This is a genomic window from Curtobacterium sp. SGAir0471 (assembly GCF_005490985.1).
Taxonomy (GTDB): domain Bacteria; phylum Actinomycetota; class Actinomycetes; order Actinomycetales; family Microbacteriaceae; genus Curtobacterium.
Genome location: NZ_CP027869.1, coordinates 2,725,093 through 2,752,047 on the forward strand (window position 1 = coordinate 2,725,093; position 26,955 = coordinate 2,752,047).

Annotated in this window: 24 protein-coding genes; 15 read left to right on the forward strand and 9 right to left on the reverse strand. The window is 61.7% G+C overall.

Translation table 11 applies throughout. The annotated features are described in order from the left end of the window. Window positions 1-391: 391 nt before the first annotated feature. On the reverse strand, window positions 392-1,309 hold the full coding sequence (locus C1N91_RS12610; RefSeq protein ID WP_175416015.1) for an HNH endonuclease: 918 nt from the start codon (window positions 1,307-1,309) through the stop codon (window positions 392-394). A 293-nt stretch (window positions 1,310-1,602) separates the two neighbouring features. Beyond that, window positions 1,603-3,465 carry a hypothetical protein gene (locus tag C1N91_RS12615; RefSeq protein ID WP_137767994.1) on the reverse strand — a complete coding sequence of 621 codons (1,863 nt, stop codon included), beginning with the start codon at window positions 3,463-3,465 and terminating at the stop codon, window positions 1,603-1,605. 622 nt (window positions 3,466-4,087) lie between these two features. Between C1N91_RS12615 and C1N91_RS12620 the strand changes: the two genes are divergently transcribed. From C1N91_RS12620 to C1N91_RS12635, 4 genes are all read left to right on the forward strand, one after another. Continuing rightward, on the forward strand, window positions 4,088-4,687 hold the full coding sequence (locus C1N91_RS12620) for a GNAT family N-acetyltransferase (RefSeq protein WP_137767995.1): 600 nt from the start codon (window positions 4,088-4,090) through the stop codon (window positions 4,685-4,687). Window positions 4,688-4,969: 282 nt separating this feature from the next. Beyond that, a complete protein-coding gene (locus C1N91_RS12625) occupies window positions 4,970-5,704 on the forward strand; it encodes a hypothetical protein (protein WP_137767996.1) in 735 nt (244 codons plus the stop codon). A gap of 96 nt (window positions 5,705-5,800) precedes the next feature. Beyond that, window positions 5,801-6,346, forward strand: a complete 546-nt coding sequence (locus C1N91_RS12630; RefSeq protein ID WP_137767997.1) for an ImmA/IrrE family metallo-endopeptidase — start codon at window positions 5,801-5,803, stop codon at window positions 6,344-6,346. After that, complete coding sequence (locus C1N91_RS12635) at window positions 6,343-7,374, forward strand: hypothetical protein (protein WP_137767998.1); 1,032 nt, start codon at window positions 6,343-6,345, stop codon at window positions 7,372-7,374. The genes C1N91_RS12630 and C1N91_RS12635 overlap by 4 nt, the downstream gene beginning before the upstream one ends. A 198-nt stretch (window positions 7,375-7,572) precedes the next feature. Here the strand turns inward: C1N91_RS12635 and C1N91_RS12640 are convergent, their stop codons facing one another. From C1N91_RS12640 to C1N91_RS17240, 5 genes are all read right to left on the reverse strand, one after another. Next, the gene (locus tag C1N91_RS12640; RefSeq protein WP_137767999.1) at window positions 7,573-8,730 is read right to left on the reverse strand and encodes a hypothetical protein; all 1,158 of its coding nucleotides are present in this window, start codon (window positions 8,728-8,730) and stop codon (window positions 7,573-7,575) included. Between the two features lie 201 nt (window positions 8,731-8,931). Then, window positions 8,932-9,564, reverse strand: a complete 633-nt coding sequence (locus C1N91_RS12645) for a 7-cyano-7-deazaguanine synthase (protein ID WP_217496430.1) — start codon at window positions 9,562-9,564, stop codon at window positions 8,932-8,934. After that, a complete protein-coding gene (locus tag C1N91_RS12650) occupies window positions 9,554-10,789 on the reverse strand; it encodes a PfkB family carbohydrate kinase (protein ID WP_137768000.1) in 1,236 nt (411 codons plus the stop codon). The genes C1N91_RS12645 and C1N91_RS12650 overlap by 11 nt, the downstream gene beginning before the upstream one ends. Further along, window positions 10,786-11,103, reverse strand: a complete 318-nt coding sequence (locus C1N91_RS12655; protein ID WP_137768001.1) for a hypothetical protein — start codon at window positions 11,101-11,103, stop codon at window positions 10,786-10,788. Before C1N91_RS12655 ends, C1N91_RS12650 begins: the two co-directional genes overlap by 4 nt. Then, entirely contained in the window at window positions 11,100-12,044 is a 945-nt protein-coding gene (locus tag C1N91_RS17240; RefSeq protein WP_394586654.1) for an 8-oxoguanine DNA glycosylase, read from the reverse strand. Before C1N91_RS17240 ends, C1N91_RS12655 begins: the two co-directional genes overlap by 4 nt. On the opposite strand from C1N91_RS17240, the gene queD reads away from it, so the two are divergent. The 10 genes from queD to C1N91_RS12705 all read left to right on the forward strand — a co-directional run bounded on the left by queD (window position 12,036) and on the right by C1N91_RS12705 (window position 22,928). Then, window positions 12,036-12,383, forward strand: coding sequence for a 6-carboxytetrahydropterin synthase QueD (queD, locus tag C1N91_RS17245; RefSeq protein ID WP_137768003.1), 348 nt, complete (start codon window positions 12,036-12,038; stop codon window positions 12,381-12,383). The genes C1N91_RS17240 and queD overlap by 9 nt on opposite strands. Beyond that, window positions 12,380-13,087: a 7-carboxy-7-deazaguanine synthase QueE gene (locus tag C1N91_RS12670; RefSeq protein ID WP_137768004.1), complete on the forward strand. Its 708-nt coding sequence runs from the start codon at window positions 12,380-12,382 to the stop codon at window positions 13,085-13,087. Before queD ends, C1N91_RS12670 begins: the two co-directional genes overlap by 4 nt. Window positions 13,088-13,733: 646 nt before the next feature. Next, window positions 13,734-15,665: a tetratricopeptide repeat protein gene (locus tag C1N91_RS12675; RefSeq protein ID WP_137768005.1), complete on the forward strand. Its 1,932-nt coding sequence runs from the start codon at window positions 13,734-13,736 to the stop codon at window positions 15,663-15,665. 1,083 nt (window positions 15,666-16,748) lie between these two features. After that, window positions 16,749-17,447, forward strand: a complete 699-nt coding sequence (locus C1N91_RS12680; protein ID WP_137768006.1) for an HAD family hydrolase — start codon at window positions 16,749-16,751, stop codon at window positions 17,445-17,447. Continuing rightward, window positions 17,444-18,442, forward strand: a complete 999-nt coding sequence (locus tag C1N91_RS17250) for a glycosyltransferase family 2 protein (RefSeq protein WP_137768007.1) — start codon at window positions 17,444-17,446, stop codon at window positions 18,440-18,442. Before C1N91_RS12680 ends, C1N91_RS17250 begins: the two co-directional genes overlap by 4 nt. Window position 18,443: 1 nt before the next feature. After that, complete coding sequence (locus C1N91_RS12690; RefSeq protein ID WP_175416016.1) at window positions 18,444-18,980, forward strand: NUDIX hydrolase; 537 nt, start codon at window positions 18,444-18,446, stop codon at window positions 18,978-18,980. A gap of 13 nt (window positions 18,981-18,993) precedes the next feature. Next, window positions 18,994-19,578 (forward strand): hypothetical protein, encoded by a 585-nt coding sequence (locus tag C1N91_RS16760; RefSeq protein ID WP_175416017.1) that lies wholly within the window; start codon window positions 18,994-18,996, stop codon window positions 19,576-19,578. Next, on the forward strand, window positions 19,571-20,563 hold the full coding sequence (locus tag C1N91_RS12695) for a nucleoside hydrolase (RefSeq protein WP_302640996.1): 993 nt from the start codon (window positions 19,571-19,573) through the stop codon (window positions 20,561-20,563). The genes C1N91_RS16760 and C1N91_RS12695 overlap by 8 nt, the downstream gene beginning before the upstream one ends. After that, complete coding sequence (locus tag C1N91_RS12700) at window positions 20,560-21,774, forward strand: MFS transporter (protein WP_137768010.1); 1,215 nt, start codon at window positions 20,560-20,562, stop codon at window positions 21,772-21,774. The genes C1N91_RS12695 and C1N91_RS12700 overlap by 4 nt, the downstream gene beginning before the upstream one ends. Next, complete coding sequence (locus tag C1N91_RS12705; protein WP_137768011.1) at window positions 21,771-22,928, forward strand: hypothetical protein; 1,158 nt, start codon at window positions 21,771-21,773, stop codon at window positions 22,926-22,928. Before C1N91_RS12700 ends, C1N91_RS12705 begins: the two co-directional genes overlap by 4 nt. Here C1N91_RS12705 and glf read toward each other — a convergent pair. Next, window positions 22,910-24,055 (reverse strand): UDP-galactopyranose mutase, encoded by a 1,146-nt coding sequence (gene glf, locus C1N91_RS12710; RefSeq protein ID WP_254678422.1) that lies wholly within the window; start codon window positions 24,053-24,055, stop codon window positions 22,910-22,912. The two genes, C1N91_RS12705 and glf, sit on opposite strands and share 19 nt — an antisense overlap. 152 nt (window positions 24,056-24,207) lie before the next feature. Between glf and C1N91_RS12715 the strand changes: the two genes are divergently transcribed. Further along, complete coding sequence (locus tag C1N91_RS12715; protein WP_137768012.1) at window positions 24,208-25,215, forward strand: NAD-dependent epimerase/dehydratase family protein; 1,008 nt, start codon at window positions 24,208-24,210, stop codon at window positions 25,213-25,215. 1 nt (window position 25,216) lies between these two features. Here C1N91_RS12715 and C1N91_RS12720 read toward each other — a convergent pair whose 3' ends face one another. Next, a complete protein-coding gene (locus C1N91_RS12720) occupies window positions 25,217-26,770 on the reverse strand; it encodes a Rieske 2Fe-2S domain-containing protein (protein ID WP_175416019.1) in 1,554 nt (517 codons plus the stop codon). Window positions 26,771-26,955 lie beyond the last annotated feature (185 nt).

The following is a 26,955-nucleotide window of genomic DNA, read 5'->3' on the forward strand; positions in this document are numbered from 1 at the left end:
CCGCCGCTCACCGAGACGCCGTCGTCCCGCTGAGACGCCGGCGTCCGAGCGAAGCGCCGTCGTCGCGCCGAGACGCCGTGGGATCCGGCGTCGTTTCGTCGACGGGAGGGCGTCTCGCGTGAACGCCCCGCCTCGGTGGTCCTCCAGCGCATGCTTCTCCGCTACGCGCTCGACCCGATCGGCTCCGGAACGACGAAACCCCCGCAGTCAGCGGGGGTTTCGTGGAGTGCGGGTAGTTGATGAGTCAGTAGAAAGCCCTGTTCAGGGCGGCCGCATCTACATGAGGAAGGAAGCTGTTGGCACAGTGCATGGGCGCGATTTGGCACAGTTCACCATGTACGCCTGCCGAGAAAGGTGTGATCACAGCGCTGTGATCGGCGGATCGATGTGCTTACTCGGACGATCTCGATGCCGGGGATGAAGCAACGAGCCGGCGGGTAGCGGGGTCGATCTCGGGGAAGGGCCATTCGACGATCAGGGTGCCCGCGAGCGACAGCAGCCAGGAAGGGCCGGACTCCATCGTCTTGTTGCGGAGCAACGCCAGCGGGATACCTGCGGGCTTGCCTGTTCGAAAGAACCGCAACGTCCGGGCGTGGGGACCCACCTTCAGGTCGGCGCGCGACCGTGCGGCCACAACTCCGAGGAGTTCAGTTCGGATCTGCTTCGCGGAGTCCACGTGAGGCACCCCACGGAGGTGGAGGCAGGCAGCGAGATAGGCGCTTTTCAGTACGCCGTTTCGAACTTCGGCTTCACCTGGCTGGCTCACGTGGTGCTCGAGACTCGCTGCCGTCCGCATTCGCCGACTGAACTCCTCACCCGGGTCGGATCCCTTTTCGGGAAGGAGGAGGGACTTCCCGTCGTCGGTCTGGAGCACCAGGGCGCGCGTTGCTCCGAAGGGTCGCGGGTCGCCGTCCGCCGTGTAACGGATTCGAACCATTCGGTCGAACCAGTCCTGCAGTCCTGCTTCGACGCGAGCCCCGAAAGCGTTATTGCAGCGGGTGCAAGTGGTGGTCATGATGCTCCCACCGAGCCCCCTCGGTGGAACGTGCTCGTCAGAATCGGCCGGCTGCTCGAAGCAGATCGGGCAGAGGGCGAAGTGTTCGGCCTGGATGACGTTTTCCAGCGTGGCTTCGCCAGCTTTACGATGAGCCGTGTTCGGGACGACCGCCGCGCGAGTCGTGTTCCCTACCTCGTCCGAAAACTCGATCTCGCTGACTTTCGGGAGCCCTCGGCGGCCGTCTTTCGCCTGACGCCCAGAGACCGAGACGATTGTGGATCGGATCGGGCTGCGGCTTCCGTCATCGTTCATGTGCCGAGCATTGCATAGAGCGCTTTGAACGACATCGTGATCCGCCGCGGGTGTTGCTCTTCGCATGCTGAGCGGTGGCGCTTAACCTCGTCCTCACCATCGCCCCGGATGCTATGTTGGCTAAATCGCCTTCCAACCCCCAGCGACGGCGACACCCCGCTCCCGTTCGGGATCACTCCCCCTCCGCCGTGAAAGCCTCGGTGCGCCGCCGCACGATCTTTACAGCTACGTGATTCGGCCGGTGAGGGCGATCATTGACTGATCTGATCGGTACCACCACGCGGTGGCGCTGCCTAACCGGTCGCACGTGCCTGGGAATCCATAGCTGCCTCACTCGGCCGTACATCATCAGCCTCAGTTGTGTCGAGAGTGACGTCGATGGTGATTGGCGACTTGGCGCCACGTTTGATGACATGGCGGAGACCGGCGCCGAACAAGATAATCGCGCGTGACGCCGCGATGACCGTCCACGCTCCAGCAATGGCCACAGCCGCGACGAGGAGAGTCGCGGGACGCGCGGCGATCCCCGCGAGCACCGCACGCCAGGGGCCATCCGTGCTGGTGGCTGCGGACCGGAGGACGTGCAGTGCGTCTGGGACGACGGGAACTGCGGCGATGGCGGCCACAATGATGCCGAGCGCTGCGAGACGGTTGGCCAGACGTGCGGTTCGGGCATCGCTACGGGCACCGGAAACGGCGCTGAGGAGACCGAGCCCCTGCTCGATGGTTGCGCGTATGTCGGTCGCGCCCAGCTGGTTGAGGAGGTGCGTGTGCTGATCTCGGGCAGTGCCGTATCGCAGTTCCGAACCGCGCATCTCCCCGAACAGTCTGACGGCACGGCGGGATGCTTGTTCAACGGCGCGTGCTCGTGTTCGGAACCGCTTGATGGTCTGTTCGAGGTGCGCCAGCCTCATGTACACGGATATGGCGTGTTCAATCAGGAGGACCGTGTTGAGATCATGGATCCCTGGTGCCCAGGGGCGATAACTGACGTGGAGCGATGAGCCGGCGTTCAGTCGGTCGGACGTGCCGTCGGTTGTGGCGAATTCTGGGCCGCCGTCAATACGCAGCTGTTCGCCGTCAATCGGTGACTTCCTCAATGCGAGCTGGTCCATGTCGGACACGTGCTGGACACGCCAATCCTCGAGGTTGTCGCAGCACGAGCCGGGTGCGGTCATCACGACGGCGTACGTCAACCACGACCCCGACGGTCGCGCCTTGGTGACATCGAAGACGACTTCCGCGAGGAGGTTGAGGGTTTCCGAGATCGTCGTAGGCTCATCGAACGTGATGGCGCGAAGCCTGCGGCCCTGGTCTTCAATGTCGGACCATTCTCCAGCGAGGTGTTCCTCCTTCGCGCGCAGGTATACATCAGGAATGAGGATGCTGGAGAAGATGGGGTGGGTGCTGTGGGACAAATCGATGGCGTCTCTCGTCGCGATCTCGTCCGGCGCGTTGAGCGCGAGCGTGAGCTGCATGAGACCGCGAGAATGCAGCAGCAGGCGGGGTTCCAGAACAACCTCGTGACCACCGAGTTCCGATGTGAGGGCGAGGTAGATGTTGCGAAGGAAGAGCCGAACGTACGGGTCGGCATCTTCCGGGTCCACGCCGTAGAGACGCGCATCGACCTCCCGCTCGATCGCGGAAACCTTGATGTTCTCGGCCAGTGCGTTGAAGCCTTGTCGGACGGCGGATTCGAGTCCGCGGACGGTGTCGGCCCAGTCGCCGTGGAACGACTCATCAGCGTTGGCTGCCGTCGGAGTTGAGACGGGCTCATCGATCTGTGCGCGGCGCATTCGCACGATGCGCACAGAAGTCACGATCTCCCACAACCCGCGCAGGACGGCCCTCACGTACGGCCCGGCCATCCGCGGATGCCGGAACAAGAACCGAGGCCACGACGTCGTGCCTTCCGGGCGCGGCAGATCGTTGGTGAGTCGACTCAGCTGCTCGACGTGGCGTCCGAAGGCCGCAAGGGAGGGCGCAACTCGCACTGAGGACTCCGACGGCCATCCTGCTGAGAGTGCGACTTCTTCGTCGAGCATTCGCTTCACTGCAGGACCAAGTGCGATCCGCTTTCGAAGGTGCTGGCTCAGGATGAAATGCACGGAGGCGCCGTCGAATCGGGCCTCATGCGGCGGCGCCACGTCGGTCATCCCCTCACCGTAGAGGCATCCTCGGACACCCCACGCGCCCCGATCGAGGCAGGTCTCTCTAGGATCCGACGGAGCGGATGCCTCACCAGATACGGTGACGGTCGAGTTCGTTCGGTTTAGGACTGCAGACGCGTGGTCCGAATTACGCTCCTGCTCGCGACGATCCACGCGGCTGCGCCACCGCGCAGGGTCATCCCTTCGCATTGCCTTTTGGCAGCGCCGAGCCCGGTCCCCATCCGGCCACCGCGTCAAACCTGGCTCGGGCCATGCGACGTCGGAGATGAAGTTGTGACATTACTGCGCAAGGGCGCCGCGGGTGTTTAGCCTGGCTGCCGACTGCGCTTGACGATGGACGGCGCAGGCCGCACCGTCGCGGCGAATTCGATCTCAGGGCTGAGCGGCAGCGCCATATCGATGGCATCTCGTACGCGCTCGACCTCCTAAAGCTGGTGACGCCATAACGCCGCTAGCGCGGCAGCCAGACCGGGTCGTTACCGGTTCGGAGACAGGCGAGGTACTGGGCCGAGTGAGCGGAGCGCCCGGCTGAAGCAGAAGCGGTCGCTCACGTGGCGCCTTCCAGCGCGAGAATCAACCGACGCGACACTGCCGATACCCTGTGCTCGTGACCGAAAGAGACGTGAGCTACCTTGCGTTCGAACCGGTCTTCCCTCTAACCAGAGATCCGGGACTAGTGCGGTGGCGTAAGTCGTTGGAGGCCCTCCCCCCGTCGCAACCGACGCTGCGTGAAGCAACTGTTGATCCAGGCGACGCACGCCGTCTCAAAGACTTGCAACTCGCATGCGAGCCGATCATGGTGCAAACGGTGCAGCACAACGCAACGATGATCGCGGAGCATCTGGTACTCCTCGCCGAGATCGGCAATGTGCACGTGGGATTCTGCATGGCGTCGATCGGCAGCGGCCCTCGTGACCCGACGTTCATCCAGGTCGTGGCCGTGGCGCCGCCCGCACAGCGAAGGGGCGTCGCGATGGCGCTGCTCGATTCGATCGGGGGGCGTGCGCCGCAGCATGACATCGCTTTCGCTACCCGCGACGACAACACGGCAGCTCTAGCGCTAACCACGCGATTCGCCGAACGCATCGGAGCAAGTCTGCGGCCGGTGCCGCCGGGAACCTACCGGCACGGCGATCTCGGCACCGCACGTGGCCTGGGTTACCGTCCATGGCTCATCACACAGTCGAGGAATCAAAACAGCCGGTGAACTAAGCCGAGCCGATGAGACCAGAGCCGCTGGACCGCTCGGTCGTTGCAGCGACGCCTTGCTGACCGCACCAGTGGCGCATCCCAGGGCAGTCTTAAGCCCGCTGCACTTGCCAAAGCGAAACGTCGGCAGCCCACCGGAATTTTAAAGATTATAGATCACGCCGTCCTCCTCGAAGCGGCGAGGCGGGCGAACGGGCACTGGCGTCCCGTGACCACGAACCCATGCCATCGATCAGTCGCGGTGCTTCACAACCCTGGTGACTCAGGACAAACTGATCCAATGATGTTTGAGTCCGACCGCAGCGGCGTTCCTCGTGCGTACGTGACGGCAGACGTAGCCGCCGTCGACGCGATAGGTCTCGCAGCCGACTGGGGCTGGAACCTCAACACCGGCCAGCGCCTCGGCATCCTGATACCCCACCGCACTGCCATCGAAGAGAACTCGGGACTCGCGCAGCTTGACCGGTCCGGCGAGGGGGTCTTCGCGACGTGGCGCTACTCCGCCGCCAACGCCAAGACTTCGGGTCCACAAATCGCCTACTACCCCGATCTTGAACACCTTCTTGAGGTGGAACGGCGGATGCCTGCTGGCATCGTGCTCGTTGGGGCTGACGAGACACACCGCTCATGGGTCACCGCCTACAGCCCGACGCTGCTCGCCGGTAAACCGATAGCAGCCGTCGAGCCGGCGATCGATCCGGTTGTGGCCGTAGCCGTGGCGACCTTCACCGACTCCGTCAACTCCAGCACGGGGCTGGTCGACCGTCGCGACCGCTCGAAGGTGACGGACGGTCTGCAACGCCTGCTTCGCCACGGGTACGCGTTCACTCCGGAGCAGCTCATCGCAGCGGCCCTCAGCGCTAACTGGCAAGGGCGAGCGGCGTTCGCGTTGGGTGCACTAGCCGACGACGTCCTACGCGGGGTTCGCAAGCAGGTACGCGAGCGTTACGCGGACGGAATCGTCGAACGATGGCAAGCGGCGGCCTCCGACCGAGGTCGAGAGGGCGGACCCTGACGCGGACAACGCGGTCTTCCACTGGCGTTGAGAGCAGTGCTACGGCGGGCCGCCGCGCACTGCACCCCTGTCACCTTGGCTCGATAGGATGTTTCCGTGTCCCACAACGGGACGCACCCGGAAAGGAACCTCATGCCGCAGGAGTACGCCCCGGTCACACCGGCGCCGCTTCCGCACGCTCAGATCCGAGACTGGGCAGAACGAGTCGGCGAGCACTACAAGATCTACGGCTCATCCGGCCACGCCGATCTCGACACGCTCATCAAGTCGCTGGGCGGCAGCATCGACTACCGAGACGGCGAGGAATCTCTTCGGGTTCGGGCCCGTCGGGACTTCACCATCTACCTTCCGCACATGACCTCGGCGCGGCGAGATCGGTTCACCCAGTCACATGAGCTGGGTCACTATTTTCTGCATTACCTACTACCCGCGCGAGAAGGCGACATGGGATTCGGTCGTGGCGCCCGGAACGGAGCGGAGACGCAAGCCAACGTGTTCGCGTCGAGTCTGCTCATGCCGGAAAGCCACTTCCGCCGCGTTCATGAGCAAACCAACGGCGAGATCTGGCGGCTCGCTCAGCACTTCGACGTATCTCCAGATGCCGCACGAGTCCGCTGCGAAGTGCTGGGCCTCGGAAGTTGACCGGCAACTCCGACCAGGCGGATCCCCACTCACTGCTGTTCATGTCGGTCGACCTCGTCGGATCGACCAGCTACAAGCAGCAAAAGGGCAGTGACTGGCCACGTAAGTTCTTGCAGTTCTACCGTGAATTCCCGCAAGCCCTCGCCGAGGTGCAAAGCGATGTCTCGTCGGTGCGATTCTCCATGTGGAAGCCGATTGGCGACGAGCTTATCTTCACGTGCAGGGTCAATCACGAAGCCGAGGTAGTGGACGCGGTGCGGACGTGGCTGGCGGCGATGCGCCAGTACGAGGAACGGTCGCTTTCAGACGTGCCGCTGAAAACAAAAGGTGGCGCTTTCATCGCGACCTTCCCCGGTCCCGACACCCAAGCAACCGCTCCGCTGGACCCGTTCACGGAAACCTCTTCCCGCGATGTCCTCGACCTCAACGACGATGCGCTGCGAGAACGGGACCGGGACCGATTCATCTACGACTACATCGGACCAAGCATCGATACCGGGTTCCGAATCCTCTCCGCCTGCGACCAGCGCTACTTCACGATGAGCATCGAAGTCGCTTGGGCGTTCAGCTGGGGCGTTCGCGGACTTCAGCAGAAATCGCCCGACATTGCGTACCTTGGCGAACGTGACTTCAAGGGGGTGTGGGGTGGCCGGCGATACCCGGTGGTCGCGATCGATCGCCAATTCGAAGATGCCGTCAACGAAGCGATACGTGGCATGAGCAGCACGGCCGCCGTCGACGTCGAGGCGCTCTGCAAGGCATGTTTGGAATCCGAGGGATGGCCATCCCGAATGTATCTGCCGAAGTCAGACTTCGCTCCGTTCAAGCGGCTTCCCGAGGATGCACTGCGTGAACACCGCGTCCGAGACGTTGATGGAATTGAAAACGTCGCGACCGAGTTGGTACCCGCTCCCGCGAACGCCGAAATGTCACAGCTGCCGATGGGCGACGAGGACACGACCTCAGAGCCAGGTACGACAGGCACGCTTCCGCCGGCCGGAAGCATGCCTGAATCCTCCCTGGCGTGAGTGGATTGCAGTCCATCCGATTAAGGCTGGCAAGCGATTGCAAGCAAAGACAACGTTGGGCGCGATTGCTTTTACGTGCGCACCTTGGCGCCCCGGCCTGCCCGTCAGTCATGGCCCGCGGCTCGCCTTGAGTCACCCCAGAGTCATTTCTCACCAGTGCAGTTCTCTTCGAAGGCTGCGGACAGACGCACGCCGTCCTCAGGCACGAATATTGCCTTCGTCATGCGTGCATCGGACGTGGCGGGCGATATACGCCCACTTGAGTCGCGGGTGGTGGATTGGACCGTTCTGCGCAATGAGCCATCGCGCGCGAGGCATGAGGGACTCTTGGCGCGCAGTGGGAGCAATAGTACCGTGATGCGGAGCGAGGATCGTCATGTACCGCGCCCGCAGGTTCGGGTGCTGAAGCGATCGTCGAAGGCCAAACCCCTTCACATCCCCCATTGCAAGAAGCCGTCCACTTGCGCTGGAAAGTACGAGACTTAGCTCGTTGTTCAAACCTTGAAGGCGGCCGAACAGCTCTCGTATCGGTTGAGACTCAGAGACGCCTCTTGTCGTAGCGACGCTTGAACTGGTGGCAAGGCCGTCCCCTAGCTCGCGAGTGCCACCGCGGTCGCCCCTGTCGCCATGGTCGCTATCGTTATATAGCGCGTCTTCCGACTCATCGAACGGGCCGGCAAGGTCGTTCTGAGCTTGCTTCCACGGGTCGAAGGTTTCACGTTCGCTGACGTCGACCTCGATATCGGCTCCCCAGGACCTCCCGTAGGCTTTCCTGAAGGCCTCGTCGAGCCATCCGTTCTCCGGATGGTTCGCTAGTTCGCGGGCACGTCGGATGAGGGTTGTTGCCCGTTTCCCCCAGCCGACGGGCAATACGGCGGGCGGCCATAGCACATCCCAGTCTTCTCCTGCCATGTGGAAGGACTGACCGGCTTGCTTAGGGCGCGGGTTTAACTTGACCCCTCGTGCCGCCCAAGCGTCAACCACCTCCGCCATGCTGCCCGCCGGGTACGCAGGCATATGGGTTGCTAGAGCATGAAGCAGCGCGGGAACCCACCGGGCCGTCGCGGGCAGTTGCGGGTAAACGAACTCGAGAGACCCGCGCATGGCCGCCGATTGTGGCAGCAGCGCCGGCAGCGCCGCGAGTCCTTTCCAGTGGTCGGCGTCGAAGTGCGACACCGCAAGGCAGCGGAGTCGCGAGATACGCGGGAGGATCAGCGTCGCGAGCTGATGAGCTGACGGAGCGCCGGAGACGTCATGAAGGCTCCCGCAGTCGATGACCATCATCGAAGAAGTGCGGACACTATCGATCACGCTACAGGCGCCGTCGCCGACGTGGACAACCTCGACACTAGTCACGAGTTGTTCCAATTCCTCTCGTATGGGCACTTTTAGCGGCAGTTGCCGCCGAGATCAGCTGCGCCTGCCCGCCGCAGGCACGATGATTTGAAGACGACCTCTACCAAACACACATGTGTTGCCGACGGCATGCGCTAGACGTTCAAATCGGCCGTCACGAACGAGTGGTCCAGGCCAGCGTGCTGCATATCCGCGGCGTCGCTAACTGTTCCAGCTGTAGCCGGGAAGGTTCATGCTGGCGAGCACACGTTGGCGTTTCCAGCAGCCGGGGCAAGCACCGCAGGGAAAGTTTGACCGGTGGCACGATGCTGTTTCGGCGATGATGTTTGCACCGAGGCCTGCGGCGACTAGCAGTTCTTCGGTGGTGTAATTGATGGCTGGGGCTGAAATACGGATGCCGCCTTCCTGGTAGGCAACCAGTGCATCCAGCAGCCGGTAGAACTCTTCGGTACCGTCGAGGTGCCGATCTCCGTCGCCGCGGACAGTCCCGAGCGCGATGGCCTCCGACCCAGTTTTCAAAGCCAACGCCGAAGCGGCTGTTGCGAGGAACTGGTTGCGATACGGCCACCATTCGGGACTCGGAGCATCCTTCACTGCGTCTGCGTCGTCGTGCAGGATGCCCGATCCGAAGTCACGGATGCCGAGCGTGGCGACGTGCAGCCTAATGCCGTATTCCGTGGCGATTCGCTCGGCGGCACGTTGCTCCGTATGCGCTGGGCGTTGTCCATAGTCGAGATACAGCGCGTGCTGCGGACGGAGAAGCGCAGCGAGGGCGGAGCTGTCAAGGCCACCCGAGAGAAGCAGAAGCGTGTTGGGTTGCGAGTCAATCGACACGGGCACGTCTCCGACGCGGCGTGCCGAGGCCGATCCAAATGGCTCGGTAGAGCGCCGTCGTGACGTCCTGGTGCAGTTCGGCGTTCGTACCTGCGAGCATCGTTGTCTGGATGCCCCCCAGATTCGCGGCGACCCCGACGATCGGGATGTTGCGGGCTGTTGCCCATCCAGTTTCGAAGAGGGTCCCGGCGTCCCATCCGTCGAGTAGCGCCAGAACTACATCGCTGTCAGCGAGCCCGTCGAGGTCGGCTTGTGCCACTTCCTCAGCGCCGGGCCCGACGTCGTGGATGGGGCTGAAGACGTTCGCACCGGCTTCGAGAAGGAACATACGGCATGTGTCGACGAGCCATCGCTCGGCGACGGTGAAGAACGGGCCGGCCAGGTAAACCGTCGGCTGTCGGCCGTCGTTGTCGAGGTGCGTTCCCGTAAGCCCGTCAACGTCAAGTCCGGTCAGGAGTTGAGGTGGCAGCGCCATAGTGCGCGTCGAACAACACCATGCGGCTGCCCGGCTCGCAACGCGCGTTGCGTCCGTAGGGAACGCTCCGTTTCCCCACGCGTAAGCGAAGCCCGCTGAGAAGGCGTCCCCGCTTCCGATCTTCCAGACCTCGTCGGTAGGGATCGCACCGACCCACTGAGCGTCTTCGGCAGTTGCATCGACGACGAGGGCGCCTCGTGCGCCCGCCTTGACGACGACCACGTCGAGGTTCAGGTCGGCGATAGCTGCTCGCGCAGCGGCTTCGACGTCTTCGCGACGACCGATCGATCGAACTTCGCGCGCATTTGCGATGAGGGCGGTGGGACCGGCGGTGGAGCGCAACAGCTGATCGGTTCGTGCGTCGGTGACGCTTTGCGGGTCATAAATCAGGCGTTCCGAAGTGACCGAGATATCGCCGTCCTCGATCATGCCAAACGCCAGCACGGTGTCGTCCGCGACGTGACATGGCTGCTCAAGTCGCGCGGGGCGGCCGCTGATGGATGGCTCAGCGAATGGCGCGAGGTAGTTGAACGAGATCGCGTGGTCGCGCGGGACGGACTCCCCCGCAATGCCAAGCGTCGAGAGTCCTGAGCGGAAGAGTGCGTCCCCGGCGGCTTCAACGCTGCTCGTGAACGACACGTCGGGCATTCTGCTGAGCGCCGCCGCCGCGCGGAATCCGCTGCCACCGAGGTCCTCATGATGCTCCGGAGCCGTGACGCGCTCCTGGTAGGTGCCCCCTAAAATCTTCACGCAGCGCTCACTCGAAGCGTGATCGCGCCGGAAGTGCGGCTGACCTCCGCGAAGTATCGGAACCCAGCGCGGAGGCAATTGATGAGGCGTTGGTCCGGCATGACGGCGCCGGCAACTTGGCCTTCAGCAAGCACCGCCACGATCGTGGGGAAATCTCCTTCGACGAGTTGCAGGGTCAGAATGGTGCCATTACGTAGCTGATCGTCGAGGTGCGGGTCGGGCTGCTCGAGCGCCTTAAGAGTCGACACGCTGCCGCAGTCGTCTTCACGTCCACCGCCACCGAAATCAAGGTCCGGCCCCTCGCTACCACTCATGACGTCCCCTCGTTTCTGAGTACTGTAGCGGGTTTCGGGTCCAGCAGTTGGGATCGGTTCGGAGAGGGCCTGCGACGTGCCGCAGCTGCCTGGTCCATCCACACGACGGCGTCGAGATCTTGCGCGGGCACGCCGCCCACATCTGCCCACGAAATGAACGCTGACTCCATGAGCCGATAGTCCTTTGCCGGCGTCCATCTGCCGTCGAACACGCCGGCCTGGACGCCAGCACGCATGAGATGGATATCGATGATCGCTACGTCGGCAGATCCGAAGTGATTCCGGACGACCCAGCTCGCAGTCTTGAGTCCGACGCCCGGGAACGTCAGGAGCCATTCCCTTGCAGCGAGTGGCTCCGGCGGAGCTTGCTCGAACCGAAGTCGGTCGAGCGCGGCGGCGATACGAGCAGCCTTCTGGCGAGGAAATCGGTAGCGGAAGCTGCGCCCCGCATAGACGATCGGCTCGACCAGTCTTGAGTACAGCACTTCGGCGGACGCGGAGGAGCCTTCCGCGAGCAGACCAGCCGCACGAAGCGCGCGGAACGCTGCGACGTTCGCCTCGTACGTGATCCCATGGCCTCCGAGTAAACAGGCGACCACCTCTTCGGCGAAGGTCACGCCCAGGCGGTGGGGGGTGCGCGCAGTGGAAGCGCGGAGGAGCCACTCCTCGGTACGTGCGATCCAGTAGGCGGGCGATTGGAAGTGCCACGGTAATCCCCACCGGACTGGTCGCAAGGAACCGTCGATGAGCCGGAGTTGACGAACGTCTTCGGTCGGGCCGCCGCCGCCACTCGCATACGATCCAGTACAACGTGACACGACTCGACGGTAGCTCACAACAAAGCAACTGCGCGCGACCCGTGCCGCGACACGATCCACCGCCGACGTTCGCAATCGCTCGAACGCATCGAAATTTGACCCAAGAGGGGGACCATGAAACATAGCCTGACCCGCAGTTTCCGATTCGAGGCTGCACACGTGTTGCCGTGGCACCGAGGCAAGTGCTCGAGACTTCACGGGCACAGCTACCGCCTGGAAGTCACCATCACAGGTCCACTGGATGTGAACGGCATTGTTACGGACTTCGGTGAAATCCGGCAGATCGTGGATGCACACGTCGTACAGGTTCTCGACCATACTTACTTGAACGACCGCTTCGATAATCCGACCGTAGAGCTTGTCGCAAGCTGGGTTTTCGAGACGCTCGAGCCTCATTTGCGCGGGCTCACCTCGGTCCGGATGTGGGAGACCGCCGACTCGAGTGTGGCCGTGCACCGATGAGAGACCGATTACACGTTTCGGAGATTTTCACCTCCCTGCAGGGCGAGGGGCCGAGCCTGGGCGAGTACGCCGTATTTCTTCGACTGGGGCGATGCAACCTCAGCTGCAGCTGGTGTGACACCGCCTACTCGTGGGACTGGACGCGGTTCAACGAAGCGGAGGAGATCACCTCGATGCCGATCAGCGACGTAGTCGCGCACGTGCTGGCCATCAACCCGCGACCGTCTCTTCTCGTTGTCTCGGGTGGAGAGCCGCTTCTGCAGCAACCCGCGCTAACGCGACTTCTCGTGACGCTGAACGAGGCAGCGCCCGAATTGCGGGTGGAATTCGAGACTAATGGCACTATTCGCCCATCCCGCATGCTCGCTACGCGAGCAAACCGATTCGTCGTGTCACCTAAATTGAGTAACAGCGACGTGCCTCTCGAGCGCCGGATACGGCCGGAGACCCTTCGGACGTTCGCCACGGCCGACGCAAACGCCTTCAAGTTCGTAGTGTCGAATGTCGAGGATGTCTCTGAGGTCGTGGCTCTCAGCCGAGAGGTCGGTTTCTCGCGAAATCGGGTGTGGTTGATGCCAGAAGGAGCGACTGAACGTCAGCAGCAGCGATCGATGCGCCTCCTCGCCGACGCGGCAATCAAGGAGGGTTTCAACTTCACGCCGCGCCTGCAGGTCATCCTTTGGGGTGACGAGCGCGGTACATGACCCAGAACAGGCCACATACGGGGCGCGATGCAGTCGTCAATTCGTCGATTCGTCGGACGGCAGTCGACGATCGCAGTCTGCTGGACGCCGACCGCAGTGCGTGCGGCCTCAGCGTTGTTCGACGGGTCGCTCTTGACAGAGACTTTGGGCCGAACATCCTGCAGTTGCTTTCGGCGAGCTAGCGCTCGCGGTGTGAGCGTTGCGCGGTCTCTAGACGCGACGCGCACGCGGGGCCATAGAAGACCAACGCCACCTACCAGGCTGCGAACGCTGAAAAGACCGTGACCTCTATACTCGATGGCGCAAATCTCAGGGCAAATTTCTTCGCAACTCTGAGAAAGTAACGCGGCCTGCTGGCCGCGCTCTTCTAAGACCGGCCATGACCACCGACCTGACGTCTGCTGCCACCCGGTCGCCCTCGCTGGCGACCGGTGTCGCTCGACCCGCTGCGTCCCCGACGTTCCCTGGCGGGTGCCCGGACGCCGTGCGGCGAGACGGGAGCGCGCCGAGCGATTGCCATCGCAGCCGCCGCACCCGAGGATGACAGCAGCGGATGCGCCTTGTTCGCCCCTTCCAATCGCAACCCGAATCGACTGGACCGCGCATGAGAAAAGCAGAGTTCCCGGGCACGGCGTGGGCTGACGTCGTGTTCACCGGCGCCGGAGTCTCCATGGGACCGCCGACCGCATTGCCGTCCGGAGCGGATCTGACGGCTGTGGCCTGGCAAGCGGTCCGCGAATCGCTACCTGATTACCAGGCCGTGCTTAGCGATGCGGCGGAGGTGATTTCGACCCCGACCGCGTCCGATGATGGCGGCCTGCGCCTCGAACACCTCATGAATCTCATTGATCGGGTGCGCGCAGATCGTCCGCTGGTCGAAATCTACGACCTCGTGAAGGGTGGGCAGCCCAACGAACTGCACGCGCTGATCGCTGAGCTTCCTGCCCAGGTAGCGACGGTCAACATGGACCTTCTGCACGAGGCAGCAAGCCCTGGTGGCGTGAACGTGATGCATCTCCACGGTGACGTCGACCACGAGGACCGGATCTCGACCACGATCGAGCAGTACCTCATCGGGGTTCCGGACGCACTTGCGGAGCCCTTTGTTGACGCCATCGCGGGTCGTCGCGTCCTTGTCGTCGGCTGGGGCTCCCGCGATCTCGACATCGTCGAACTGTTCCTCCGCCACCCTCCCGCAGCGGTACATCTGATTCAGCACGGAAGTGCAGAAACGCAAGATCCGCAGTTGAGTGACCCTGCACGGATCTTCCTGCAACGCGTTGCAGCTCAGACCCGGCATGGGGCAGCGCCCGAGGTGACGTGGCAGCAGGCGGACGCCACCGAACTGCTTCGCACCGCAATGGGCCGCGAGCAGGAACGGCTGCACCCGGCCGATGCTCCGCGCCGCCGCGACTGGCCCGTGCCCGAACGGGCCGCGCAGGCGCTCGGCACCCTCTCCGAATCAGCGCGAGTAGCTGCCGCCATCCGTGTGCTTTTCGCATCCGGCGAGCACGAGGCGGTCATTCGGATGGCCGTCCTGGCTCGACGGCGCGGTGCAAGCAACGACGAGATCGAGACGAACCGCGGCCGATCCCTACGGAAACAGGGCCAGCACCGAGCCGCGCTGATGGCGTTCCTCTCCCTGCGCGGACGGGAAAACGGACCTAGGCCACGACCGCACCCGAACGAGATATCTGCTCTGCTCCCAGCGTTTGGACTACAGCGCGCCAGCACCATCTTCGACACTGCGCTAGTGGCGCGGGCCGTACGTCGCGGCCAACGCGCGGAGGAGGTGTTGCCGCTGGCACGGCGAGTGCAACTGCTGAACGTGCGCGGGCGGATTCGCGACACGGCGTTCGACGCGGAACGAGTCTGGCAGTTGAGTAACTCACTAGGGCCCCTTGGGCTCGGCAATCAGATCGACGCAATCACGTGGTCCGCAGACGCGCTGAAGCTGCAGGGTCGCTTCGAGGAAGCGATCCGGCGCATCAGCGAGGCATCCGACCGGATCCCGTACAGCAACCCATCGCAGTCGGCATGGGCGATGTGGAAACTGGCGGAATTGCAGCTCCTCGCCGGCCGGCCGGCGGAGGCGCTACAGACGCTCGACAGGGCCCTGCCGGACGTCCGGCGGGCGGCGGAGGCTTCTATCCGTTTCTGGATGCTCAGCACCCGAGCGGACGCAGAGCGAACCGTTGACCCTACCGCCGCGCGCGGACATCTCGCGGAGGCGGCGCGGATCAATCCCCGCGATCCGGAGTCCCACGCGTACTTCCGGCTGATCGCGGGCTCCTTAGACGCGGCCGAAGGGCGACACAGCTCCGCAACTCAGCACCTCCTCGCCGTTACCCGGATGGCTCGTTCCCCGTTGCGGCCTATCGCGACCGCGCTGGTGGCTGCGAAGCTCATCCGGATCGCGTTCGCATCAAGCCCGAGCGCCCATGAGTTGCGTCGCATCGCGCGTCGCTCGTACCGCATCGGTTTAGATGGGGGCGGTCAGCGGGCCGCTTCGATGCTTCTGGCGTTTGAGGATGGCGAGGACCTCACGCAGTTCCTGGCGCTTCCCATCCTCATGTGACCGAGCCGCCGCTCGCCTATCTTGAACAAGCACCGTGAAGACAGCGCACCCAGCCCATCCCGCCAACCACGGCACTGGCATATTGCGGCGCGCAATACCTGGTCAGGGTGCCAGCCCGAGATGCGGCAGAGGGCACGAATAAAGGGGGCCGGAGCCTGCGGCCGGCCAAACGGCGCGCTGCCTCGTCCGGTGCGCTCACAAGAGCGCAGATGCTAAGTCACGCGACAGTGAGGACGAGCACGCAGACGGAGCGGAGGGAAAGGCAGACGGCGAGCAGGGCGGGGAGGTGGTTAGTGTGCGCGGGAAGCCAATCGAGTGGGTGACGGCTGGCCTGTCGGTCCGCACGTCGATGCCGGACTGAAGCCAGCGGCACCGCGCTGAGAGCCAACAGCCGGCGCTGCGGCTCGCTCAGGGGTCTGCGCCGTAGTAGCGGCCGCTACCGAACCGGTGCGATCGGACGCGATCTGATTGATTACCGACGAACGAGCACCTCACCACGTCACGCGCTCAGCCGCCGAGCCGCGAGCACCTCGACGCGGAAGTGCCGGCCTTCATGTCGGCGGGGAAGACGACGACGAGGTCAGTCATGTACCGCCACGACGACCGGTCAACCACCGTCGAGAGACGCTCAAAGGACCGGACTGACCGGGGCGCGGCACTTGCCCACTGTCGGTACCTTGTAGGCCGCGCCGCTCTGCCCGGCTCAAGGCGGGCGCCAGCATCGACAGTGCTGTCCACCGGGATGAGGGGGGCGTACGGCGCCGCGCTCCGCGCTCCGTGCTCGTGCACCGCGTGGGTCCCGGCCTCAACCGACCCACACTCCGCTAGCGCCATCCCGGACACCTCGTGAACGTAAGTCTTGAGATGCGTGTGCCTTGACAGACTCGCCCGCGAGGAGTTGTATCAAGGAAGCCAAAAGTCTTCGCACTTCGCCCCGAGGTTCCACTCCCGGGATGATAAGGCGATATCCATCAGGCGGGGGATCTCAAAGATGAGAATTGAAAGTTCGACGTCCGGTATTGCAAGAATTCCGGGGCAATTTCGCATCACCGAGCTTGTTGGGACCGATGGGCGTCGGTCAGAATGAAACCGGTGTTGCGTTGCGATCTGGGGCGCCCGAGGGCCTTACTTTTCGATCTCGACGGGACAATCGTCGACACGGAAACCGCCTTTCGTGATTCCTGGTTACGAGCGGGATATGAATACGGGCTGCAAGCAAGCGCCCTTGACGTTGACAAGGTGGCGGCGAAACAGCTCGACGGCTTATCGACGGCCGAAGCTTTGTTTGGAATCCACGAGGAAAGTCTTCTTGTCGCGATCGCGGGGTTCGCGCACGACTATCGCCAGAAGGCGAGGAAGACGCTCGAGCTTTTGCCAGGCGTGGAGGACTTCATACTGAGCGCTCGCGGTAGCTCGGTTCGAACTGCACTCGTCACAAACGCCCCAGCCTGGCGCGTCCAAGAAGTTTTCGCAGGAGTGAAATTGACGACTGGACTGGATCTAGCCACCCTCTTCGACGTTGTCGTTCACTCCCATCACCGAGCACGTCCCAAGCCGGCTCCTGATCTCTACGAGGAGGCGGTGCGACTTCTCGATGTGCCGCCCGCCGTCGCTTTGGCATTTGAAGACTCCGTTACTGGCCTCGCCGCCGCGACCTCAGCGGGGGTGCGCTGCGTGCATATCCTGCAGGATTGCGGCCGAAGTCGCTGCATCAGGTACGCGGCTGCGTGCTTCCCTAACTTCATGACGGCAGCAGCGCACACCGAAGAGGGGTCAATGTGAGCCGTAAGAGCCAGCCTATCCATTTCCTCACTTCTGACGGCACGACCGAGCGACGAACTCGCGCAGCACTGACCCCTGCACCAGAACTCACGCAAGACCTAGACGCTCGGTTGCAGCGGATTGCCATCGTCATACCCGTCCTGAACGACCGACGGGTACATCAATGCCTCGATTCCATTCGAAACGATCTTGTTTCGGTGGTGATCGTGTCCAATGGGAGTACCAACGAGTTCAACGAAGAGCTGCGGCAGATTGAACGGCCGAATGTTACGATTATCACTTCACGCACGGCCGGAATTGGGCCTGCCTATAATCTCGGGATAGCACAGACGGACAAACCCTGGATTCTCCTGATGGACGCGGATTGCACGTTTGAGCCAGGCGCAGTGGAAGCGCTGGCGGCAGGCATGGATCTCGCGGACTTCGTGCGTGGGCGGGTTGTGTTCGATGAGAAATCTATTGAGACCTCTATACCTGCCAGGGCCCGCAGGTTCACGGAGGACGCACTGCATTCGCGCCGGATAACGGCGTATAGCCCACCTCTGCTATACCGCAAAGACGTCGTTGCGCTAATGGGCGGATACCATTTTGATGATCGGCTAGCATGGAGAGAAGACCGGGAGTTCGAGCTCCGGCGGCGCTCAGCGGGAATCGCCATCGCGTTCGCCATGGCGGGCGTGATACACCACGCACCCTTGAGGATCGCAGCGGATCTTCGGAGTCTTCGGTCATATGGACGAAGTGAAGCTGTGGGCCGAGCACTCGGACTCTTTCCAGCTGAACCCGCCCGATCGCGTGCTGCTAAGACTCTCCGCACCGCTTGGCGAGTGCTCTACCGAGATCACGCACCGGACGCAGCGGCGTACATCTTCGTTCGAAGGCTGGCGTTCAGCATCGGTCGTCTGGAGCAGATGTGGACGATTCGCATGCAGAACGCTCAAGATGGCAGCATCGTATCGAATGCTTTGTACCCTCGGAGAGATAGACGTGGGTGAGATGGACAAGAAGTTCGACCAGGATCTCTTCAAACCTGTTCATTGGCCGTGGGCCCAAGTTCGTGTCCGCTTTTGGAGGACGATGCCGGACCCGGAGTATATTCAAAGCGTCCATCTCGTCTGCATTGTAGACGATGCTGCAGGATCAATCGTGATCGTGCGCGAAGCCGCAGGTCCGTTCACCCTGCCAGGTGGCACACGAGAACCGGCCGAGACACTCGAAGACTGCGCACGGCGCGAACTCGTGGAGGAAGCAGGCGTGACAGCCGTCGGCCAGTTTCATTGGGTGGGGGCGCACGTCGGCATCGGGTATAAAGACCGGCCGTATAGGGACCATCTCCCGCACCCGTTGAAGGCTTGGGCTTGGGGCGTTGTGAGAGTAACGCATACGGGAAACCCTTCCAATCCGCCCGGTGCAGAGCAGATCGTGGAGGTCCGCAACGAGCCGATCGAGAATGCGAAAAAGCTTTTAGCCGAGCGCGACTATTGGTATCCAGCCCTCGTTGATGAGGCTGTAGCGCATTTGCGACAACAATGATAGGGGACCTGCCATGGCAGTGCTTTCACATGAAGATGACCCTTGGGCGGGGAGACGGTCCGTCCGCGGCTACCCCCTCGACGAATTGATCTCAGCCCTTCAGAAGCTCATCAGACGTTGCGAGATGGAGGAAGCAATCTTGGTCGCCCGCGAACTATGGGAAACGGGCGAGGATGTTGAAGACAAGCTTTGGGAGCGGCTTCGCGTCATTTCGGTGGAAGACCTTGGAGGGTCTGAGCCCCTGGTGATGCTGGAGGTGCAGACGCTAAATTACTTGCGAACTAGCCTCCCTCCCCGTTCACGTGACCGTTGGCTAATGGCTGTGCAGGCGGTGCGTCGACTGGCTGAGTTGCCAAAAGACCGGTCCACGGACGACATTGCGGCTTGGGCGATTCTGATGCTCACAACTGGCCGACGGAAGCCCACTATTCCGGACTACGCGCTTGATGTTCATACCAGGCGGGGTCAGCTGGCAGGCAAGGACTCACTCGATTTCCTCCGATCGAGTGCGAAAGTCGGCCTGCAAAGTTCGAGTTACGACGATCGTTACTGGCGGATGCTTGTGGAGGCGGCGGAAGAGGGGGTCTGGAATGACTAGTTCACGACAGCGCCGATCGGTGATCATAGACTGCGATGCCGGCGTAGACGACGGCTTGGCTCTTGCATACTGCGCATCCGTGGCGCCCGCACGCATCGCTGCTGTCACGACCGTCGCAGGAAACAATCGAGCTGCTGTAAGCGCCCGGAACGTACGTCTCCTCCTGCGCCTGCTGGGGCTACCGGAAACGATTCAAGTCGTTGCGGGGGCGGAGCGAATGCTTCACGGGCGCAGGCCGGACACGGCTGAACTCGTTCACGGTGATGATGGCTTGGGAGGGCAGGCGGAAGCTATGGGCTTGCCTGAGCAGGCGGAAGCCGTGCAGTCAGCCGCAGCTGAGTTCCTCGTCACCTATGCGCGGTCCCACGGTCCTGTGACGATCGTCGCTCTCGGTCCACTCACGAACCTCGCTCTCGCCCTGCAGCGAGACCGTCAGCTGCCCGACTTCATCGATCAAGTCGTGGTGATGGGGGGGGCCGTCGAGCATCCCGGCAATGGAAGCCCCACTGCGGAGGCCAACATTCGCAACGACCCGCAGGCAGCCAATGTCGTTTTGAACGCTGGCTGGAACATCACGATGGTTCCTCTTGACGTCACCATGCAACACCGACTCACCACATGGGATGCCGCGCGTCTCGCGAGTTCTAGAAACGAAGCAGTACGCCTTCTCGCCAGGGCTTCCGAGACGTACTTGACTTTCCACGAGGGGCGCCACTTCGCTGAGCGTGAGGGGGCGCTCCACGACCCGGTGGCAATGGCAGTCGCGCTCCGTCAGGTCGAGCTATCCCTCGCGCCGCACATGCACGTCGTCGTTGACGAACGCGAAGGTTTGACGTACGGCATGACGATAGCTGACGGGAGACGCAAATATCTCGGCTACCCCCTGAATGGTAATGAGAATTGCCGGGTCGTGCTGCAGCTGAACGATGACTTCCGACCAGCCTTTGTTGATGCTCTGATGCACCTCGAGCCGGTTGCACGATGAACGCCGGATACGGATCAGTCCTGAGGGATACCGGAGCGTTGTCGTTCTTCGTCTCGGCCGGGCTGGGCCGGCTTGGGATCGCGATGACCAGCTTGTCACTCGTGTGGCTGGTGCACGAAGCAACCGGTTCTTTCCTTCAGGCGGGGATCGTGACAGGCGCGTTCGCTCTGTGTGAGGCGATCGTCGGCCCTCTACTTGCTCGACTTGTCGACCGGTACGGACAATCAAAGGTCCTTCCTGCTCAGGTCACCGTGCACCTCTGCCTCGTAGTGACGCTAGTGCTCGCTGCGCGTTCGGCCGCGGACGTTCCGGTTCTCGTGATTCTCGCCGGCGGCGTTGGTGCCACGATCCCGCAATTTGGCGCACTGTCAGCAGCGAGGTGGTCCTTCCTGCTACGCGACACCCCATCGACGCTACAGCGCGCATTCTCTCTCGAGTCGATTGCGAACGGGACCGTCTTCCTTATCGGACCAGTAGTGGTCAGTATCTTGGGCGCTTCCGGGCTGGCCGTAGTATCGCAGTTGGCTGCGGGAGGTTTGATCTTTGTTGGCGGCGTGAGCTTAGCGCTGCTTGTAGGCACGGCTCCTCCGACGGCGGCAGGCCGACACACCAGGGCTAGACGGGCACGCGCCTTTGGACAGGCTGTTGTGGCACTAATCTTGATGAATCTCGCAATTGGTGCTTACTTCGGCTCGATCCAGGTCTCCGTGACGGGATTTGCTGTCACGGCTGGACAAGAGGGCCTCGCAGCGGTGGTGTTTCTCGTAGGAAGCTGCGCCGGGCTGTTTGGCGCCTTCGTGTACGGCAGGATCACGTTCAAAGGCGGGCCTGCGAATCGAACAGTCGTTCTCGCTTCGATATTCGCGGCACTCACTGCACTACTGCTCCTGGCGACCAATATCCCCACACTCCTCCCGATTGTACTGGTCACCGAGCTGCTGGTGCCACCGTTGCTGGTGAACCTTAGTGTGTTGATGGAGAGGGTGGCCGACCCGAATGCTCTAACACAAGCGTTTACTTGGGCAAATTCGGCCAGCGCGGCTGGTGCCGCGGTAGCCGCATCGATCGCTGGGGCGTTGCTGGACGCGCACGGCCGGTCGGGCGGCTTCTACGTGGTCATCGCTGGAGCTCTGCTTCTCGCGATTCTGGCGATTGTGAGCAGACCTGCCGCTATGCGTGCCCTGCGGGAAAGAACGGGAGTTGAATCGTGAAGTTGCTAATCGGTGGTGACGAGTTCGGATGGGGAAGTGTCGGGATACTGGCGGCCATCCTGAGCGAGCTCCGCGTTCTCGACCCCGGTCTCGATCTCGTCGGAATTGACACAGACTCTGGACGCTCTGTTCTTGAGAAGGAGGGCGTCCATACCTGGATCAGCTCTGAGTCCGACGAGGCGGACTTCGACGTCGCCTTGGATTCGCTGCAACCTCGCATAGCCTTGATTGCCTTGAACGCACGGGTGGCGAGTCGGCTTGTGGACAAGGGTATCCGGGTCGTTTACGTCGACACCATGCCCTTCATCTGGGGCGCTAATGACTTCTTACCAGTTGACGTAGCCATATACTGCGCTCAACGGTTTGGGTCGGCATCGCTCCGCCATGAATCCCCACTTGAGTCTGCCCATAATCTGCAGTGGGTTGGTGGAATTGTGGGGCGGCTCCCGACACCTCTCGCGGACGTCCCATCCGAATCCCCGGTTGTCGCGCTGGGCGGTCTGCAATCCCCAGCAAGCACAGAATCGAGTGTGCGAGCGTATCTCTCAACAGCAGTTGTTCCTACTCTTACTTCTATACTCGCAAACGGTACTGACGAAGTGGAGGTGGTGGGCAATGTGAGGAAGGACACGCTGCTGGAGGTACTCCCGTCCGCGCTTCGGCCTCGTGTCAGCGTGAGTCGGTACAGTCACGATGAGTTTTTAAGGCGCGTTGCTCGATCTCCTTTCGTCGCCACCTCGCCCGGCTTGACAACCATATTGGAACTGGGAAGGCTGGGCGTTCCGGCATTCGTTTTGCCTGCTCAGAATTACACCCAGCTACGCTTCGCCATGGAACTCGATCGCGTATGCGTCGAGCCGTCTGTCGTACGCTGGCCCGCGGATGTTGCGCACCCGCCGGCCCTCGATTACTTACTAGATACTCAAGGCGAAGACGCTGCGGTACGGCACTTATATCACTCAATCATGCAGGCGGCGGCGCCTGCTGACCTCCCGAAGTTCCAACGAGAGATGGCAAGATCGGTCGAAGTCGTTTTGACGAACGTGCTTCACACTCGGTCGACTCTCTCGCCTATGAACAGCTTGCTGGGCGACCGGGGAGCGCACGACGTTGCCGCTCGAGTGCTCGATCTGGGTCAGTCCGCTCCGAAGTGAAACTCGACGTCATGCAAAGCCGCCGCGATTGCCATATGCATGTCTAGGTATTTATACGACCCAAGTCTCCCACCGAACACGACGCCGCGTTCCTTAGATGCCAGGGTCCGGTAACTTCGAAGTCGTTCGCGGTCTAGTATCGAATTCACTGGGTAGTACGGCTCATCGTCTGGCGATGCAAAGCGCGACAACTCGTGCGCCACGACGGTCTGCTCAACTTGGCCATGCCGTTCTGGCGAGTAGTGTTTGAACTCATGTGAGCGAGTGAACGGCACATCAAGGTCGGCATAGTTCACCACTGCCGTGCCTTGATAATCAGAAACATCGAATCGGTGCCACTCGAAATCCAAAGTCCGCCAGGACAACGAGCCTGCAGAGTAGTCAAAGTATCGATCGAGGGCGCCAGTGTAGATGACTGGAATACGGCCAACGGTCTTTCCCTTACTGAAGCTCGACCTCACATCAAAAAAATCTTCTGAAAGGTGAACCTCGACACCTTCCTCGCTCGCCATTCGTTCCGCCATCACCCCGTAACCATCTATCGGCAGCCCCTGGTATTTGTCGCTGAAGTAGCGCGTGTCGTAGTTATACCTGACAGGCAGCCGGGTGATCACGTCTGCTGGAAGTTCGGAGGGCTTCGTTTGCCATTGCTTCTGAGTGTACGACTTGATGAGCGCATCATATAATCTTGGACCAATGGCCGCGAGTGCCTTGGCCTCAAGCGAATCGGCAACAGCCGATTGGTACGGTTCGGTATCCTTCTTGATCTGCACCCTCGCCTCGTGGGGTGAAAAGCTGGCTTCGTAGAGTTGATTGATCGTAGCCAACGAGATCGGCATCGGATACACCCTTCCTGCGTGCCTCGTGAAGACTCGGTGCTCGTAACGGTCCATCCGCGCGTATCGGGAGACGAACTTCCATACGCGTTCGTTAGACGTGTGGAAGATGTGCGATCCATACTTGTGAATCTCGATCCCGCTTTCTTTATCGCGGTAACTGTACGCGTTACCGCCAACATGGTCGCGCTTGTCGATAACCGCGACGTTGCGCCCCGTTCGCGCCAGCGCTACGGCGGCGGTTAAGCCGTAGAGACCAGCTCCAACCACCAAGACATCACATGACAGCATCGTCACCCCTAATAGTCGATTTGTGACGCTCACCGCTGGTGACGTCCGAACGAGTCCCGCTCTCGTCGATCGTACGCATGCTAGGCGCGGAACGGTATAGACACGGTCATTTGAGAGGCGTAGTCTCAGAATGAATTGATCGAGGGGGATCTATGACTGTGCTGATCATCGGTGGGGGCGGCTACATCGGCTCGCACATCGCAAGCGAACTTCGTCGATGCGGCCAAGATACATTGGTCGCGGACAATTGGGCGTCCGGCGTCAGACGCCTGGGCAATACGGTGCGAGCAGCGACGGTCGATATAACAGCTCCAGGAGCGAGCCATCAACTCGCGGCACTTATGCGCACTGAGCGCGTTCGGGTCGTCTTCCACCTGGCAGCTCTGAAGAGTGTTGAGGAATCGGTGCGTGACCCGAGGCGCTACATCGAAGTGAACGTCGCGGGCACAGCGGCGGTTCTGAATGCGATGTCGAACGCCGCAGTCCGCAAGCTAGTATTTGCCTCCTCTGCGGCTGTTTATGCGCCGATAGCGACGGGGCGAGTGACAATAGCTTCACCTATTGGTCCAGTCAATCCCTACGGGGTGAGCAAGCTTGAGGCTGAAGGGTTGATTAGGACTTATACCGGGCGGGGAATAATAGACGCAGTCGTCCTGCGCTTTTTCAATGTCGCCGGGTGTGAGTCACCGTCTCTGGCCGACCTCGAGGGAGTGAGTGTTATGTCGCAGTTTTGCCGCGCTGCCGCCAACGAAGGCCCGCTAGTGGTTCGTGGAACGGACTACAGGACGGCAGACGGCTCGGCAGTGCGCGACTACATCGACGTTCGTGATATCGCTGACCTTCACCGGCGTTTGGCTGAGGACCGGGCTTGGCCGCCCGGTATTCGCTACAGTAATGTCGGCCGTGGCTTGAGCGTGTCTGTTCTCGAACTCGCTCAACGAGTACAAGCGCTGGCACCTTCTAAGCCACCAATTATCTCTAGTGCAAATCGCGCGGGTGACATCGAGCAGATGGTCTCGAGCAGGGAAGAGACTCAAATATGCGAAGGGTGGCAACCGCGCTATGGACTCGACGATATGATCCGCGCAACGTTGGAGGCCCAGCTGGTCTACGCGTCGGACGGCGCGACGCCAGTGCCGGCGCGGACACCTGAGCATTAAGTCAAGCTCGTGGCTCTCTCCTCGACGTGGTGATCCTTTCACCGGCGGTCGTTAGGCACGCTCCAGTGGCTAGGTCAAACCTCCAGCCGTGAACCTGGCAAACTAGCTGTTCACCCTCAATGATTCCGGAGGTTGAGAAGTCGGCTCCGAGGTGAGGGCAGTTACGCTGCACCGTCCAGTCGCCGATATCGATCATCTCTCGAGCGTTAGCTTTCTCTGCATACCATCGCTCTATGTAGTCCATACGCTCCTGCGACAGGGACGTGAAAAAGGCGTAAAGCTGCTGGTTGAACTTTCCGATACGGCCGGTCCTGAACCGGAAAGACAGGAAAATCGTGTTGCACCAGTCTGGTTCTGCTGCTTGTATATTGGAGTAGACGAGCGCTGGCTCGATCTGGAACCAATACCGGGGTTTGTCCGCAGGTTCCCGATGGCGCACTTCCGATCGGCGAAAATCAAGCATCACATCGACGATCCCGAGGTCCAATGCGACGCCCCCAGCCAAAGCCGAGGATATGATAGGGGCGGATGCCATAAGAGGCTCAAACCAATTCTTCAAAGTCTGGAGGTAAAATTCTCCATCAACGTCTCCTGGAGGCGGTACGCGTGCTTCCTCAATCTCCTCCCGTCGATCCGTTGCCTGAACTTCGATATACTCTTGTGGATTGCGATAGACCCAATCGATCTGCTCTTCATCGAAGAGCGTCTGTCGCACCGCTGCGACGGAATTGTTTTCGAGTGTGATCTCGGTTCCGGCAACAAATCGTATCCCCTGCTGATCGACGCCTGATTCGCTAAGTTGCTCCAGGAATACCTCCTGCGACTCGAAGATCGACTCACCGTCAGGTCCTGTGCCATTCAACCACTGCAACGGCTCATCGAGGAAAGCGGGTGGCCCAGCGAACGGCACCACCGAGGTCGCGTCGATGGCTTTTGCATAGAAAATAGCGCGCTTTCGCTGCGACTGTCGTTTCAGGGCAGCAAACGACCGCATCGCCCTCGGGGACATGTCGTAACACATCGGCCACCAGATCGCTCCCGAATGCTGCATGAAGTGGATTCCGTACGGGCCAAACTCGCGAATCACATCAAGATTCAGCAGGTGGGCGTCATTTTGATTCAAGATCGTATTGCGACCGTCGCTCAGGCTCAGCGATGAATCGCCAATCGGCCCATCGCTCGGAGATCGCATCGGACTGATCATTGCCGATAGTCCGTCGAGCTGCACCGTGGTATTCGCTGGCATGCGGCGCAGGTTTGTGAAACCTATGTCGGTCAGGGAGCGTTCCAAGTCGGCAGTGGGATAGTCGGGCACGAGGATCGTCGTTCGCTTGTCGACCAGGTCGCGAAGTAAGCGTGCGTCCAAATGGTCCGCATGCCGGTGTGATATGTACATGTAATCAGGCCGCGAGAATCGTGACCAGTCAAGGCCTCGGTTGTCCGGATGGGGAAACCAGCTCCCGAAGAACGCAGGATTAAGCCATGGATCGCACAGTACGGTCGCGTTATCGGTCTCGATCCACAGTCCAGCGTGCCCCAGCCCCGTGATGCGCATGACATACCCCCGTTGTGTCGTCATCGACTACACGGGATAGTCTGCTCGGCATCGACGCGCTTTGCAACGGCTGTGCACCGATTTCTACCAGGGTCGTGTGGTCGATGATCTCGCCGTGTCCGTATCGCTGGGCGTGCCGCCTACTGGTGGCGAGAGTTTCGGTCCTCGGGCTCGGTCGCGGGGCC

Bases quoted from the DNA above. Each gene is read 5' to 3' on its own strand.
- C1N91_RS12610 (WP_175416015.1), bottom strand. From the start codon at position 1,309: ATGAACGATGACGGAAGCCGCAGCCCGATCCGATCCACAATCGTCTCG.
- C1N91_RS12615 (WP_137767994.1), bottom strand. From the start codon at position 3,465: ATGACCGACGTGGCGCCGCCGCATGAGGCCCGATTCGACGGCGCCTCC.
- C1N91_RS12625 (WP_137767996.1), top strand. From the start codon at position 4,970: ATGATGTTTGAGTCCGACCGCAGCGGCGTTCCTCGTGCGTACGTGACG.
- C1N91_RS12655 (WP_137768001.1), bottom strand. From the start codon at position 11,103: ATGAGTGGTAGCGAGGGGCCGGACCTTGATTTCGGTGGCGGTGGACGT.
- queD (WP_137768003.1), top strand. From the start codon at position 12,036: ATGAAACATAGCCTGACCCGCAGTTTCCGATTCGAGGCTGCACACGTG.
- C1N91_RS17240 (WP_394586654.1), bottom strand. From the start codon at position 12,044: ATGTTTCATGGTCCCCCTCTTGGGTCAAATTTCGATGCGTTCGAGCGA.
- C1N91_RS12670 (WP_137768004.1), top strand. From the start codon at position 12,380: ATGAGAGACCGATTACACGTTTCGGAGATTTTCACCTCCCTGCAGGGC.
- C1N91_RS12680 (WP_137768006.1), top strand. From the start codon at position 16,749: ATGAAACCGGTGTTGCGTTGCGATCTGGGGCGCCCGAGGGCCTTACTT.
- C1N91_RS12690 (WP_175416016.1), top strand. From the start codon at position 18,444: ATGGACAAGAAGTTCGACCAGGATCTCTTCAAACCTGTTCATTGGCCG.
- C1N91_RS16760 (WP_175416017.1), top strand. From the start codon at position 18,994: ATGGCAGTGCTTTCACATGAAGATGACCCTTGGGCGGGGAGACGGTCC.
- C1N91_RS12695 (WP_302640996.1), top strand. From the start codon at position 19,571: ATGACTAGTTCACGACAGCGCCGATCGGTGATCATAGACTGCGATGCC.
- C1N91_RS12700 (WP_137768010.1), top strand. From the start codon at position 20,560: ATGAACGCCGGATACGGATCAGTCCTGAGGGATACCGGAGCGTTGTCG.
- glf (WP_254678422.1), bottom strand. From the start codon at position 24,055: ATGCTGTCATGTGATGTCTTGGTGGTTGGAGCTGGTCTCTACGGCTTA.
- C1N91_RS12715 (WP_137768012.1), top strand. From the start codon at position 24,208: ATGACTGTGCTGATCATCGGTGGGGGCGGCTACATCGGCTCGCACATC.
- C1N91_RS12720 (WP_175416019.1), bottom strand. From the start codon at position 26,770: ATGCGCATCACGGGGCTGGGGCACGCTGGACTGTGGATCGAGACCGAT.